11 protein-coding genes are annotated in these 12862 nt (G+C 71.1%); 3 read left to right on the top strand and 8 right to left on the bottom strand.

The genetic code is table 11. The annotated features are described in order from the left end of the window. Nucleotides 1-51 precede the first annotated feature (51 nt). Entirely contained in the window at nt 52-966 is a 915-nt protein-coding gene (locus tag ACFYWX_RS09740) for a MerR family transcriptional regulator (protein ID WP_389423444.1), read from the bottom strand. Nucleotides 967-1021: 55 nt separating this feature from the next. Here ACFYWX_RS09740 and ACFYWX_RS09735 point away from each other — a divergent pair, with 55 nt between their 5' ends. Then, complete coding sequence (locus ACFYWX_RS09735) at nt 1022-1690, top strand: GNAT family N-acetyltransferase (RefSeq protein ID WP_389423443.1); 669 nt, start codon at nt 1022-1024, stop codon at nt 1688-1690. On the opposite strand, the gene ACFYWX_RS09730 is transcribed toward ACFYWX_RS09735, so the two are convergent. The 7 genes from ACFYWX_RS09730 to ACFYWX_RS09700 all read right to left on the bottom strand — a co-directional run bounded on the left by ACFYWX_RS09730 (nt 1644) and on the right by ACFYWX_RS09700 (nt 8805). Beyond that, the gene (locus ACFYWX_RS09730; RefSeq protein ID WP_389423442.1) at nt 1644-2267 is read right to left on the bottom strand and encodes an ADP-ribosyltransferase; all 624 of its coding nucleotides are present in this window, start codon (nt 2265-2267) and stop codon (nt 1644-1646) included. The genes ACFYWX_RS09735 and ACFYWX_RS09730 overlap by 47 nt on opposite strands. Before the next feature lie 76 nt (nt 2268-2343). Further along, nucleotides 2344-3522: a YncE family protein gene (locus ACFYWX_RS09725; protein WP_389423441.1), complete on the bottom strand. Its 1179-nt coding sequence runs from the start codon at nt 3520-3522 to the stop codon at nt 2344-2346. Next, nucleotides 3522-4340: a polysaccharide deacetylase family protein gene (locus ACFYWX_RS09720; RefSeq protein ID WP_389423440.1), complete on the bottom strand. Its 819-nt coding sequence runs from the start codon at nt 4338-4340 to the stop codon at nt 3522-3524. Before ACFYWX_RS09720 ends, ACFYWX_RS09725 begins: the two co-directional genes overlap by 1 nt. Nucleotides 4341-4428: 88 nt before the next feature. Continuing rightward, entirely contained in the window at nt 4429-4932 is a 504-nt protein-coding gene (locus tag ACFYWX_RS09715) for an ATP-binding protein (protein WP_389423439.1), read from the bottom strand. 281 nt (nt 4933-5213) lie between these two features. Next, the gene (locus tag ACFYWX_RS09710) at nt 5214-5981 is read right to left on the bottom strand and encodes an enoyl-CoA hydratase/isomerase family protein (protein ID WP_389423438.1); all 768 of its coding nucleotides are present in this window, start codon (nt 5979-5981) and stop codon (nt 5214-5216) included. Nucleotides 5982-6152: 171 nt separating this feature from the next. Beyond that, nucleotides 6153-7397, bottom strand: a complete 1245-nt coding sequence (locus ACFYWX_RS09705; protein WP_389423437.1) for an Ig-like domain-containing protein — start codon at nt 7395-7397, stop codon at nt 6153-6155. Nucleotides 7398-7560: 163 nt separating this feature from the next. Continuing rightward, nucleotides 7561-8805 carry an Ig-like domain-containing protein gene (locus ACFYWX_RS09700; RefSeq protein WP_389423436.1) on the bottom strand — a complete coding sequence of 415 codons (1245 nt, stop codon included), beginning with the start codon at nt 8803-8805 and terminating at the stop codon, nt 7561-7563. 177 nt (nt 8806-8982) lie between these two features. Between ACFYWX_RS09700 and glgX the strand changes: the two genes are divergently transcribed. Beyond that, entirely contained in the window at nt 8983-11244 is a 2262-nt protein-coding gene (gene glgX, locus ACFYWX_RS09695) for a glycogen debranching protein GlgX (RefSeq protein ID WP_389423435.1), read from the top strand. 88 nt (nt 11245-11332) lie between these two features. Then, nucleotides 11333-12751, top strand: coding sequence for a sulfatase (locus ACFYWX_RS09690; RefSeq protein WP_389423434.1), 1419 nt, complete (start codon nt 11333-11335; stop codon nt 12749-12751). Nucleotides 12752-12862: the final 111 nt, after the last annotated feature.

The raw sequence follows: 12862 nt of genomic DNA, 5'->3' as shown, positions 1-12862 counted from the left end.
CCCATTCCGTCGTACTTCTACTGGCTTGCTGGCTTACTGCCGCAGGTCAGATTAACGGCCCGCGCGGGCCCGCAGCGCAGCGACCACCCAGGAGAACTCCTGCTCGTACGACGGCTGGGGTTCGAGGCCCCTCACGACGGCCGACAGTTCCCGGTACCGGGCGAGCTGCGCGGTCGTGGCGGCCGCCAGGCGTTCGAGTACGGCGTTCGGGTCGGCGTCGCCGAGCAGCCCGCCCAGGATGTCGCCCGCCTCCGGTGCCTCGGGGGCGACGCCGTCGCGCAGCGCCTCGCCGGCCAGCTGTACCAGCCGGCTCATGAACCACAGGGACGTGCCCGGCGGCACGTCCGGTCCCCGGTCCGCCGCGTTGAACTCGACCGCCCGCCGCATGGTCGCCCGGAACTCCGGGTCCTGGATCAGCTCGGCGAGCTCCACCCAGGCGTCCACCTGCTCGGGTGTGGGGTCGTCGGGCAGGTCCGCCGGGGCGAACCGCAGACGGCGGCGGATGTCGGGGTCGGTCGTGTCGAGCCCCTCGAAGACCTCCGCCATGAAGTCCTCGACGATCCGGCTCCGCTCGGCGGCCGAGAGCCGTGCCAGCTTGTTCATCAATGTCGTCTCCTCTGCGGTCGAACCGCGTCGTGCCACGGACGACAGCACCGCACGGGTCACCTTCAGCGAGCGGATCTGCGCGTCCAGCGCGGCCACGTGCGCCGCCGCGACCTCCGCGACCGTCCGCTCCCCCGCCAGCACCCTGCGGACGTCGTCCAGGCCGAGGCCCAGCTCGCGCAGGGTGCGGATCAGCTCCAGGCGGGCGACCGACCCGGCGTCGTACAGGCGGTAGCCGCCCGCCGAACGGGCCACCGGGGCCAGGACGTCCTCGTCGGACCAGTAGCGGATGGTGCGCACGGTCAGTCCGGTGGTCCGCGCCAGCTCGCCGATGGTGAGAAGTCCGGTGCCGTCTTCGATCATGTCTGCGAGTCTGGACCCTCCAGTGGGTGGAGACTCAAGGAGCGGGAGCCCGGTCGTGGCGGAGACCTTGCGGGACATTCTCGACGCGGCGGCGCGGGGTGTCTTCCCGCCGGCGGACGGCGGCACGACCGTGGTGCCGCAGCACTCCCCCCGGGACGCGGGGGTCGTCGCCTTCACCGCGCACGCCGTCGTCTTCACCGACGAGGATCCCCGGTGGGTGCGCGAGACGCTGGCGGCGGTGGAGTGCGACGCGCTGGCCGCGCCCATGAACCCGCGGTTCCATGCGGCCCTCCTGGAGCGCACGGGACGCACCTGCGAGACCGTCGACGCGGTCCTGGTCGGCTCCCCGCTGCCGGGCGGCCCGCCGCTCGCGCTGCGGGAGATCGAGGACGCCGGGCATCCCCGCGTGGTCTACGCCCGCCGACGCCGTGACGACGTGCGCGTCTGGACCGCCGAGGGCGGGGTGCTGGTGGTGGGGCGCGGGGTCGCCGGCCGGCTGGAGGTGTCGGTCGAGATCGACGAGGACGTACGGCACCGGGGGCTGGGGCGGTCGCTGGTGACCGCGGCCCGCCATCTCGTCGCCGAGCCGCTGTGGGCGCAGGTCGCGCCGGGGAACGCCCGCAGCATGCGGGCGTTCCAGGCGGCCGGCTACCGCCCGGTGGGGGCGGAGGCGCTGCTCAGTGCCAGGCCTCGAAGTGCGGATTGCTCTGACAGCCGCTCATGATCTCGACCTTGGTCGTCTTGTTCACCGGACAGACGCCGATGATGTACTTCCGGTCGATACCGCCGGGGAAGGCGACCTCGACCTGGTCGGCCCAGCGGTGGGTGTCGCCGATGGTCTTGTTGACGTCGACTCCGCCGGGGGCGTCGATGTAGTAGTTGTAGCCCGACTTCCACCACGTCTTGTACAGGTCGTGGTCGTACGTCGTCGACACGTACGGGGAGGGCTGGTTGACCAGGACGTACTGCTCGATGTCGTACTGGCCGTCGATGACGTCCTTCGGGTGGAAGCCCTTCTCGAAGACGATGTCGGGGCCGCGGCCGTCGCTGCGGTAGAGCGTGCCGCAGGTCTTGCGCCACACCGGCTTCGGGGTGATCCGGGCGACGTCGACGCGGCGGTCGACGGCGGCCTTGACCGGGTCGTCGAACTGGGGGCAGGCCGGGGCCGCGGCGGCCCTGGCGGGCTGGGCGGGTCGAGCGGGCTGGGCGGGTCGGGCGTCGGACACGGCCGTCGTGGTGAGGACGGCCGCGAGGGACAGGACGGCGGCAGCGGCCCGCCGCCGCAGGCGAGTTGTGATCATGCGAGGCACGATCCCGGCTGCGGGGCGGCAAGCCGGGGACCGTCACCCGTCCGGCGGCGTGTCAACTGACCGTGCGTCAGCGGAAGATGCCGGTGTGGCCGAGCGAGTAGCGGCCCGGCTGCGGGTAGACGGAGAGGCCGTGCGGGCCGCCGCCGACGGGGATGCGGGCGAGCTGGGTGCCGGTGCGGGTGTCGATGGCGTACACCTCGGCGTTGTAACGGCCCGACAGCCACAAAACCTTGCCGTCGGACGAGACACCGCCCATGTCGGGGCTGCCGCCGTCGGGCAGGTGCCACTTCTTGGTCAGCTTGTTCTGCGTGAAGTCGAAGACGGAGATCGTGCCCTCACCGCGGTTGGAGACGTACATCTCGCGGGAGTCCCGGCTGACGTACAGCCCGTGGCAGCCCTTGCCGGTGGGCAGGAGGGTCGGCTTGGAGAACGTGTCTCCGTCGAGCACCCACATGCCGTGGGCCATCATGTCTGCGACGTAGAACCGCTTCCCGTCCGGCGAGACCTTCACGTCCTGCGGCATGGCGCCCTCGAAGGGCAGCTTCTGCTGGCCGACGACCGTCATCTTCTCCGTGTCGACCTTGAGCAGTTCACCGCTGAACTCGCAGGAGACGATGAAGTAGCGGCCGTCGAGGGAGAAGTCGGCGTGGTTGACGCCGTAACAGGAGACCGGGACGGTCTTCTTCCGCTCCATGGTGTGCGGGTCGCGGAAGACCAGCTCGCGGTCGAGGGACGCCATCACGACGGCGTACTTGCCGTTCGGTGTGAAGTAGAGGTTGTACGGGTCGTGCACCTCCACCGCCTTGCCCGCCTTCCCCGTCCTGGGGTCGATGGGGGTGAGGGTGTGGCCGCGGTTGTTGTTGACCCACAGGGTCTTCAGGTCCCAGGACGGTACGACGTGCTGGGGCTGGCGGCCCACGTGGAGGGTGTCGATGATCTCGTACGTCTTCGGGTCGATGACGGTGACGGTGTCGGACTCGGTGTTGGGGACGTAGACCCGCGACGGGAAGTCCTTGACCACCGGGGACAGCCGGCCCGGGCGGTCGGCCGCGTAGACGTCCTCGGGGTCGAGGACGGGCGGCATACCGGGCAGGCCCTGGACCTGCTTCTTCTTCGGCGGTGCCGGTACGGCCGCCTTGGTGGCGCGGGCCTCGTCCGGCCGGTCCTTGGACTCGGTGCCGCAGGCGGCGAGGGCGACGAGGACGGCACCGGCGAGGAGGGTGCGCTTCACGAGGTGGCGGTGCATCAGCCGATCAGCTCCGTGGTGGTCACCGCGCGCAGTCCGCGGCGGTCGAGTTCTTCCAGTACGGCGGGGAGGGCGGCGACCGTGTCCGCGTACCCGAGGTGCAGGCTCACCACGGACCCGTTGCGGATCTCGCCGAGGACCTTGCGGGCGACGGCGGGGGCGCCGGGTGCGGTGAAGTCGAGGGAGTCGACGTCGTACGACAGGACGTGCGGGTAGCCCGCGGCTCGGGCCAGCCGCTCCACGAGCGGGGAGGCGCGGGCGGCGCGGGAGGGGCGGAACCAGGTGCCGATGGAGCCGGTGAGCCGCCGCAGCCGCTGTGCGCAGTCGATGATCTCCCGCTCGGCCTCCGCCTCGGACATGGCGTTGACGTCGAGGTGACGCTGGGTGTGGTTGCCGAGGTCGTGGCCGCCGTCGAGGATGCGGCGGGCGAGCTCGGGGTGTGCGTCCAGCCAGCTGCCGACGGCCAGGACGGTCAGCCGCGCGCCGTGGGTCTCCGCGGCGGCGAGGAGGGCGCGGGCGAGCTCGGGGTCCCCCTGGCCGTGGCAGGTGAGGGCGACGCGGGGGCGGTCGCGGGGGCCGTGGGTGATCTGGGCCGCCGCGTGGGGGAACAGGCGGGGAGTAGGGGCTGGGGTCGCGGTGGCGGGCGCGGGCGGTGAGGCGGCCCTGGCCCGGTCGGTGGGCGGTGTGGTGCTCCCGGCCCGTTCGGGGTGGGCGACGGCGCCGTGCGTGGCACACCCTGCGGCGAGCGCGCCCGCGGCGGCGAGGCAGGCTCCCGCGCGAAGCGCCGTACGGCGGTCGGTCGTGGTCACCCGCACCATTTAAGGGGTGCTTTGCCGCGAATGGGGCGATTGATCCGATTGGCGGCCCGTCGTCCGGGGTGGCGCCCGCGCGGAGGGCGCCCGCGCGTCAGCGGTCGGCGACCCGCATCTCGAACCACGTCGTCTTGCCGCGCGGCAGCAGGTCGACGCCCCACCGGTCGGAGAGCTTGTCGACGAGGAAAAGCCCCCGCCCGCTGATGTCCAGATCCTGAACCGGCATCAGACACGGCAGCCCGCGCGAGGGATCGCGGACCTCGACGCGGATCCAGCCGCGGCGGCGTCGCATACGGAGGCCGAAGACCCGGGCGCCGGTGTGGCGTACGGCATTGCCGACGAGCTCGGAGACGAGTAACACAGCGTCTTCCGTCATCTTCGGGGTCAGGCCCCACTGACGCAGGACGACCACCTGGGCCAGTCGGCGGGCCGTGGCCGCCGACTCGGGGCGGGACGGCAGCGGAACCTCCGCCTCCGTGGGATTGCCGAACAACTCGATTGCCTTGAGCGCCCGTTCGTCCTCCACCGTCGGCGACCAGCGCGCCGCGGCCACACGCCCGTGCCCCCGCGGCTGTTCGATACCCTCCAGCCCCGCCATGCCCCCATCATGGCCGTCACGCGTACCCTCCGGGGCCGTTCCGGCGGAATGCGCCCCCTGGAAGCCGCCGCTCCACGCGATGCGGTTGACATGTGCCAACGGCATTTCGGGGCCCGATAAATCCCCGCTGACCTGCGACGACGGCTCCACCGGAGGCAATCGACGAACTCCCTCGACAAGGCAGGCTTAAGGTCGCCTTAAGGTTCCCATAAACCGCCCCATCGAGGGACCCGGATCAGGCACTCCGTCAATTGCAAGTGAATCGGCGGATTTTCACAAACTCAGAGGAACTTCGCCTTGCCCGGGCCCTCCTCGACGAAACTGCGCATTCCGCGCTCCCGGTCCTCCGTCGCGAACAGGCCCGCGAACCAGTTCCTTTCCACCGCGAGGCCCGTCTCGATGTCCGTCTCCAGGCCCGTGTCGATCGCCTCCTTCGCCGCGCGCAGCGCGATCGCGGGGCCCTGCGCCAGCTTCGCGGCCCACGCGTGCGCCTGCTCGTAGACCTCGGCGGCCGGGACCACCCGGTCCACCAGGCCCAGCGTCAGCGCCTCGTCGGCCTTGACCATCCGCCCGGTGAAGATCAGGTCCTTGGCCTTGGACGGGCCGACCAGGCGGGACAGGCGCTGGGTGCCGCCCGCGCCCGGGATCAGGCCGAGCAGGATCTCCGGCTGGCCGAGCTTGGCGTTGTCCGCGGCGATGCGGAAGTCGGCACAGAGGGCGAGTTCGCAGCCCCCGCCCAGCGCGTAGCCCGTGACGGCCGCGACCACCGGCTTGGGGATGCGGGCCACGGCCGTGAACGAGTCCTGCAGGGCACGGGCGCGCACGATCATCGCCGCGTGGTCCATGGCCTGCATCTCCTTGATGTCCGCGCCCGCCGCGAACACCTTCTCGCCGCCGTAGACCACCACGGCCCGCACGTCGTCACGGCGCGTGGCCTCCTCGGCGAGCTCCTTGAGACGGTCCTGGGTGGCGATGTCCAGCGCGTTCATGGGCGGGCGGTCGAGACGCAGCGTGCCGACACCCTCGGCTACTTCGAGATTCACGGTCATGCAGGCAGGTTAACGGGGGCTAACGGGACCTGGTGGGGTGCGGTCGCTCACACTCGGCCGGGGGTCTGGGGGTTGTCCCCCAGGCAGACACAGCACCGTGGCCAACGGCAACGGCCCCGGTGCCTTACCTCACACCGGGGCCGCTCACGTCGGACTCGCGTCAGGACAGGCTCACGCCTTCCACTTCTCCCACGACATGTTCCAGCCGTTGAGCCCGTTGTCCGGGTCGACGGTCCGGTCGTTGGAGTTCTTGACGACGACCACGTCGCCGACCATGGAGCGGTTGAAGAACCAGGCGGCCGGCGTGCCGCCGTCGTAGCCGCCGCGGACGTCGCGCAGGCCGATGCAGCCGTGGCTGGCGTTGTAGTTGCCGAAGGCGCCGCCACCCCAGTAGTTGCCGTGCAGGAAGGTGCCGGAGGTGGTCAGGCGCATGGCGTTCGGGACGTCCTTGATGTCGTATTCGCCGCCGTAGCCGACCGTCTCGCCGTTCATGCGGGTCACCTTGAGCTTCTCGCTGATGACCATCTGGCCGTTCCAGGTCTCCATGCCGGGCTTGCCGGTGGTGACGGGGATGGTCTTGATGACCTTGCCGTCCCGCTGGACCTTCATCGTGAGCTTGTCGACGTCGACGACGGAGACCTGCTCGCGGCCGATGGTGAAGGAGACGGTCTTGTCCTGCTCGCCGTAGACGCCGGGGCGACCCTCGACGCCGTCCAGGTTGAGGTTCACGGTGACCTTGGTGCCGGACTTCCAGTACTTCTCGGGCCGGAAGTCGAGACGGTCGTTGCCGAACCAGTGGCCCTCGACCTCGACGGCCGGCTCGGTCTTGATGGTGACGGCCTTCTCGACGTCCTCGGGCTTGGTGATGCCCCGGGTGAAGCGGAGGGAGAACGGCATGCCCACGCCGACCGTGGAGCCGTCCTCGGGGGTGAAGGCGCCGATGAAGGTGTTCTGCGGGGTGAGGGTCGTGAAGGAGGCGTCCTCGGCGGCCGTGCGGCCCTCGGAGTCCTTCGCGACCGCGTGCACCTTGTACGTGGTGGCGGCGGCCAGGTGCGTGGCCGGCGTCCAGCCGGCACCGTCGGCGGATATCTTCCCGTCGACCTTCTCGCCCTTGGCGTTCTTGACCTCGACCGAGGTCAGCTTCCCCTTGGCGGCGCTGACCTTGAGGGCGCCGTTGGTGTCGACGGACTTGGTGCCGTCCTTCGGGGCGATCGTGACGACCGCCTCCGACTGCTTGCTCTGCGCGGACGCGTCCTTGTCCTTGCCCTTCCCCCCGCTGGATCCCGAGTCCGAGTCGCCCCCGCCGCACGCGGTGACCGCGAGCAGCAGGGCGCCGAGTATCAGCGCCAGGACCCCCTTGCTGCGGCCACGCCCGCGCGCGTCAACCGACGCCCCCGATATCGGTCGCACGTTCAACTCTGCTCTCCCCTCCCCCGGGCCCGGTCAGGCCCACACGCCGGCGCGTCCCCGCGCGCCTGGCGCATATTAACCACAAGGTCAGGGGCCCGGGCGGTCCAAGATTGTCACCGTTCAGTCCCAACTTGATCAGAAACTTCGTGCAAGCCTCCCCCCTGGGGGGTTACTTCAGCGCACTGCCCGCCTTCCACTCGTTCCAACCCATATTCCAGCCTCCGAGCCCGTTGTCTGGAGCGACCTCTTTGTCCTTGCTGTTGACGACCTCGATGACGTCGCCGATGAGGCTGCGGTCGAAGAACCAGCCCGCGGGCGTGTCCGCGCTTCCGCCCTTGACGTCCCTGAGGCCGACGCAGCCGTGGCTGACGTTGACCCGGCCGAAGGCGTCCGGCGCCCAGTAGTTGCCGTGCAGGAAGGTGCCGGAGTCGGTGAGCCGCATGGCGTGCGGGACGTCCGGGATGTCGTACTCGCCCTTGCCGTTCTTCTTCTTGAAGCCGACCGTGGCGCCGTTCATCCGGGTCAGCTCGAACATCTCGGTGACGACCATCTTCCCGTTGTACGTCGTCGTCTTGGGGGCGCCCGCCGTGATGGGCACCGTGGCGAGGACTTCGCCGTCGCGGCGCACCTCCATGGTGTGCTTGGCCGCGTCGACGAGCGAGGCCTGGTGGCGGCCGACGGTGAAGGAGAACGTCTTCTCCTGCAACCCGTAGACGCCCTTCGCCCCTTCGACGTCCCGGAGGTTCAGGGCGACGGTGACCCGGGTGCCGGGCTGCCAGTAGCGCTCGGGGCGGAAGTCGAGGCGGGAGGTGCCGAACCAGTGCGGCCGGACCTCGACGGCCGGTTTCGCGGTGACCCGCACGGCGCGTTCGACGGCGGCACGGTCGGTGATCTCCCGGTTGAACTCCAGGGAGACGATCATCCCGGTGCCGACGGTGGAGCGGTTCTCGGGGCTGACGTATCCGATGAAGCGCTCGTCGGGCACCTGCGTCGTGAACGTGGTGTGCCGGGCCGAGCGGCGGCCCTCGTCGTCCAGGGCGACCACGTCGATCGTGTACCGGGCGGCGAGCGCGAGCCGTTTCTCGTCGGGCGCCCAGCTGGTGCCGTCCGCGGAGATCCGCCCGGGCACCGGGGTGTCCTGCGCGTCGCGCGACCTGACGACCTTCACCGACTCCAGGCTCCCGCCGGGCACCCGGATGCGCAGCGCCCGGTCGGGGCGTACGCCCTTCCGGCCGTCGCCCGGGGAGACCTTGATGACCTCCTCGGGCGCCGGCCCCTTGCCGAACACCCCGCCCGCGTCGCTCCCTCCGGGGTCCGCTGTGCAGCCGGTGGCCCCGGCCAGCAGTCCTGCCCATGTCACTACGGCGGCCAGCACGGCCCTCGCGCGCCGTGCGCGCCCTTGAACTCGCCTCACGTGATCCCCAACGAGCGGGCCCGCCTCAGGGAAACGTGAGTGCGACCCATGTGCTGGGCAGAACAGTGGGAAGGACGACGTGATGGGGAGCCGCGCCCGTGCTCACGAGCCGGCTCCTGGGGGCGGGGTGGTGTGCCCCCTCCCATCCCGGGACCACGAGCCGCGGGAGGCTGACCAGTGTCGAGCGCAGCCGAACAGGAGGCGGTGGCCGAGGGCGAACGCCCCGCCGTCGTCGTGAACGGCGCGCGCCGCGCCGCACCGCCGCCCGCCGTGCCCGTGTGGCCGGGTACGTCGATGCCGCTGGGCGCCCGCTTCCGGGTCGGCCCGGACGGAGTGGCGGGCACCAACTTCGCGCTGTGGGCGGGCGGGGCCGAGGCGGTCGAGCTGTGCCTGTTCGACGAACGGGGGCGGGAGACCCGGGCGCGACTGACCGAACTGACGCACGAGATCTGGCACGGCTTCGTGCCGGGCGTGATGCCGGGCCGGCGCTACGGCTACCGGGTGCACGGCCGCTGGGACCCGTGGACCGGCGCCCGCTGGAACCCGGCGAAGCTGCTCCTCGACCCGTACGCGCGCGCGGTGGACGGCGCCAAGGGAAATGATTACAGCCGGCTGCCGCCGGAGGTGTACGGGCACGTCCGGGACTGGCCGGAGCAGCAGGTGGCCGACACCGTGCGCGACGACCGTGACTCGGCGCCGTACGTCCCGAAGGGTGTCGTGGTCCACGACGACGCCCCCGACGACGAGTGGATGGACGACCGCCGGCCCAAGACGCCGTGGGCGGACTCGGTCATCTACGAGCTGCACGTACGGGGCTTCACCAAGCTGCACCCCGGTATACCCGAGGAGCTGCGCGGCACGTACGCCGGTCTGGCGCACCCTGCGGCGATCGAGTACCTGGTGAAGCTGGGCGTGACGGCCGTCGAGCTGCTGCCGGTGCACCAGTTCGCGCACGAGGACCACCTGCTGCGCCGGGGCCTGCGCAACTACTGGGGCTACAACTCCATAGGCTATTTCGCCCCGCACGCCGGGTACGCCGCCTCGGGGACGACGGGCCAGCAGGTCGGCGAGTTCAAGCGGATGGTGCGCGCCCTGCACGCGGCCGGGATCGAGGTCGTCCTCGACGTGGTCTACAACCACACGGCGGAGGCGGGCGAGCTGGGCCCCACGCTGTCGCTGAAGGGCATCGACAACCGCGGCTACTACCGCCTCCAGTCGGACGCCCGCCGCTTCGCCGACTACACGGGCTGCGGCAACACCCTGCACGTGGTCCAGCCGCACGTGCTGCGTCTGATCACCGACTCGCTGCGCTACTGGGTGACGGAGATGGGCGTGGACGGCTTCCGCTTCGACCTTGCGGCCGCGCTGGCCCGCTCCATGCACGACGTCGACATGCTGTCCCCTTTCCTCGCCGTCATCGCCCAGGATCCGGTGCTGCGGCGGGTGAAGCTGATCGCCGAGCCGTGGGACGTGGGCTCCGGCGGCTACCAGGTGGGCGCCTTCCCGCCTCTGTGGACGGAGTGGAACGACCGCTACCGCAACGCCGTGCGCGACTTCTGGCGGCACGCCCTGCCGGATGTGCGGGAGATGGGGTACCGGCTGTCGGGGTCGAGCGACCTGTACGCCTGGGGCGGGCGGCGGCCGTACGCGTCGGTCAACTTTGTCACCGCGCACGACGGTTTCACCCTGCGCGACCTGGTGTCGTACGAGCGCAAGCACAACGAGGCCAACGGCGAGGCCAACCGGGACGGCACGGACGACAACCGGTCGTGGAACGGCGGGGCCGAGGGCGATACCGACGACGAGCGCATAGGGGCGCTGCGGCGGCGCCAGCTGCGGAACCTGCTGACCACGCTGCTGTTGTCGACCGGCGTGCCGATGCTGGTCGCGGGCGACGAGCTGGGGCGCACCCAGGGCGGCAACAACAACGCGTACTGCCAGGACAACGAGATCAGCTGGGTGGACTGGGGGCTCCTTGAGGAGCCGGGCTGGAAGGCGCTGTTCGACCTGACCTCCCGGCTGATCGCGCTGCGCCACCGTCATCCCGTGCTGCGCCGCCGGGCGTTCTTCTCCGGACGGGCGCAGTCGGCGGACGGGCTGCGGGACCTGGCCTGGTTCACCGCGCGGGGCACGGAGATGACGGAACGGGACTGGTACGCGCCGGCGGCCACGCTCGGGATGTACCTGTCCGGGCGGGACATCCCCGGCCGGGACGAGCGCGGGGAGGCGATCCTCGACGACAGTTTCCTCGCGGTGCTGCACGCCGGGGACCGGCCGGTGCGCTTCGTGCTGCCGGGGCCGCCCTGGGCGGACCGGTACGAGGTGGTCGTCGACACGTCACGGGAGGAGCAGGCCGGGGCACCGGGCGTGGAACACCGGGCAGGGGCGGCGATCACGATGCCGGCGCGGGCGGTGCTGCTGCTGCGGGTGGTGGGCTGAGGGTGGTGGGCTGAGGCAACGTTTCAGGGCCATGAACTCTCCCGGTGTTTCCTGGCCATGAGATCGGCACGCTGATCGACTGAGACGCATGCCTGAGATATCCCGCCGTGCCTTCGGTGGTCTCGTCGGCGGCGGCGCCGTGACCGCCGTCGCCGCGACGACGACCGCCGCCGAGGCCGTCGAAGCCGCCCCCGCCGAACGGCCCTTCAAGGCCCGTACCGCCACCGCCTCCGGCAAGCGCCCCAACCTCCTCGTCATCCTCGGCGACGACCTCGGCTGGGCCGACCTCTCCTCGTACGGCGCCCCGCACATCAGGACGCCGCACCTGGACCGGCTGGCCCGGCAGGGCGTGCGGTTCACCGACGCCTACTCGGGGTCGGCGACCTGCTCACCGACCCGGTTCAGCCTCTACACCGGCCGCTACCCGGGCCGTACGAAGGGCGGGCTCGCGGAGCCCATCGCCGACCGGACGCAGGGGCTCGACCCGAACCACCCCACCCTGGCCTCCCTGCTGAAGAAGGCGGGCTACGCCACCGCGCTCATCGGCAAGTGGCACTGCGGCTGGCTGCCCGACTACAGCCCCACCAAGTCGGGCTGGGACGAGTTCTTCGGCAACCACGGGGGCGTGCTGGAGTACTTCTCCAAGCTGGGCCAGCTCGGCGACCACGACCTCTACGAGGGGGACGCCGAGTACCAGGACCTGCGCTACTACACGGATGTCCTGACCGAGCGGGCCGTCGAGTACGTCGGCCGGGACCACGACAGGCCGTGGCTGCTGAACCTCAACTTCACCACCCCGCACTGGCCGTGGCTCGCCGCGGACGACGCCGAGACGGGCGCCGAGATCGCGGCGAAGATCCGGGCCGCGAAGAGTCAGGCCGAGGTCAGCAGGGCGCTCAACCACTACGACGGCGGCTCGGTCGCCAAGTACACGCAGATGGTGGAGAGCCTGGACGCGGCCGTCGGCGAGGTCCTGGACGCGCTGCGCCGCTCCGGGCAGGAGGAGAACACGCTGGTGTTGTTCGCCAGCGACAACGGCGGTGAGCGCTTCTCCTACAACTGGCCGCTCAGTGGTCAGAAGTTCGTGCTTCTGGAGGGCGGTATCCGGGTGCCGGCGATCGTGCGCTGGCCGGCGCGGATCGACGGCCACCAGGTCAGCCACGAGCCGAACTTCTCCCCCGACTGGACGGCGACGCTGCTGGAGCTGGGCGGCGCCCGGCCCGACCCGGCGTACCCGCTGGACGGCACGAGCCTCGCCGGGTACCTGCTGCGGGGCGACAAGCCGCCCGAGCGGGACCTGTTCTGGCGGGTGCGGGCCAACCGGGCACTCAGGCGCGGTGACTGGAAGTACTACCAGGACGCGAACAAGACCGATCACCTCTACAACCTGGCCGCCGACACCCGCGAACAGGCCGACCGCGCCCCCGACGAGCCGGAGTTGCTCGCCGAGCTGAAGGCGTCGTGGGAGCGGATCGCGGGCGGCCTGCTGCCCTATCCCGCCTCCTGACCAGCCCGGCGCGGTGGGTTCGGGCTTCGGCCGATCGGTTGACGGTGGCGCACGCCGTGACATCGGGTTCGGTCGCCCGAACGCGCAGGTCGTAGGACCAGCGGAGGAGTC

It is taken from the genome of Streptomyces sp. NPDC002888, from assembly GCF_042888465.1.
Classification (GTDB): domain Bacteria; phylum Actinomycetota; class Actinomycetes; order Streptomycetales; family Streptomycetaceae; genus Streptomyces.
This window is presented reverse-complemented; position numbering and strand designations above follow the sequence as displayed.

Coding starts and splice junctions, on each gene's coding strand:
- ACFYWX_RS09740 (WP_389423444.1), bottom strand. CDS start 966: ATGATCGAAGACGGCACCGGACTTCTCACCATCGGCGAGCTGGCGCGG.
- ACFYWX_RS09720 (WP_389423440.1), bottom strand. CDS start 4,340: ATGGTGCGGGTGACCACGACCGACCGCCGTACGGCGCTTCGCGCGGGA.
- ACFYWX_RS09715 (WP_389423439.1), bottom strand. CDS start 4,932: ATGGCGGGGCTGGAGGGTATCGAACAGCCGCGGGGGCACGGGCGTGTG.
- ACFYWX_RS09725 (WP_389423441.1), bottom strand. CDS start 3,522: ATGCACCGCCACCTCGTGAAGCGCACCCTCCTCGCCGGTGCCGTCCTC.
- ACFYWX_RS09730 (WP_389423442.1), bottom strand. CDS start 2,267: ATGATCACAACTCGCCTGCGGCGGCGGGCCGCTGCCGCCGTCCTGTCC.
- ACFYWX_RS09710 (WP_389423438.1), bottom strand. CDS start 5,981: ATGACCGTGAATCTCGAAGTAGCCGAGGGTGTCGGCACGCTGCGTCTC.
- ACFYWX_RS09690 (WP_389423434.1), top strand. CDS start 11,333: ATGCCTGAGATATCCCGCCGTGCCTTCGGTGGTCTCGTCGGCGGCGGC.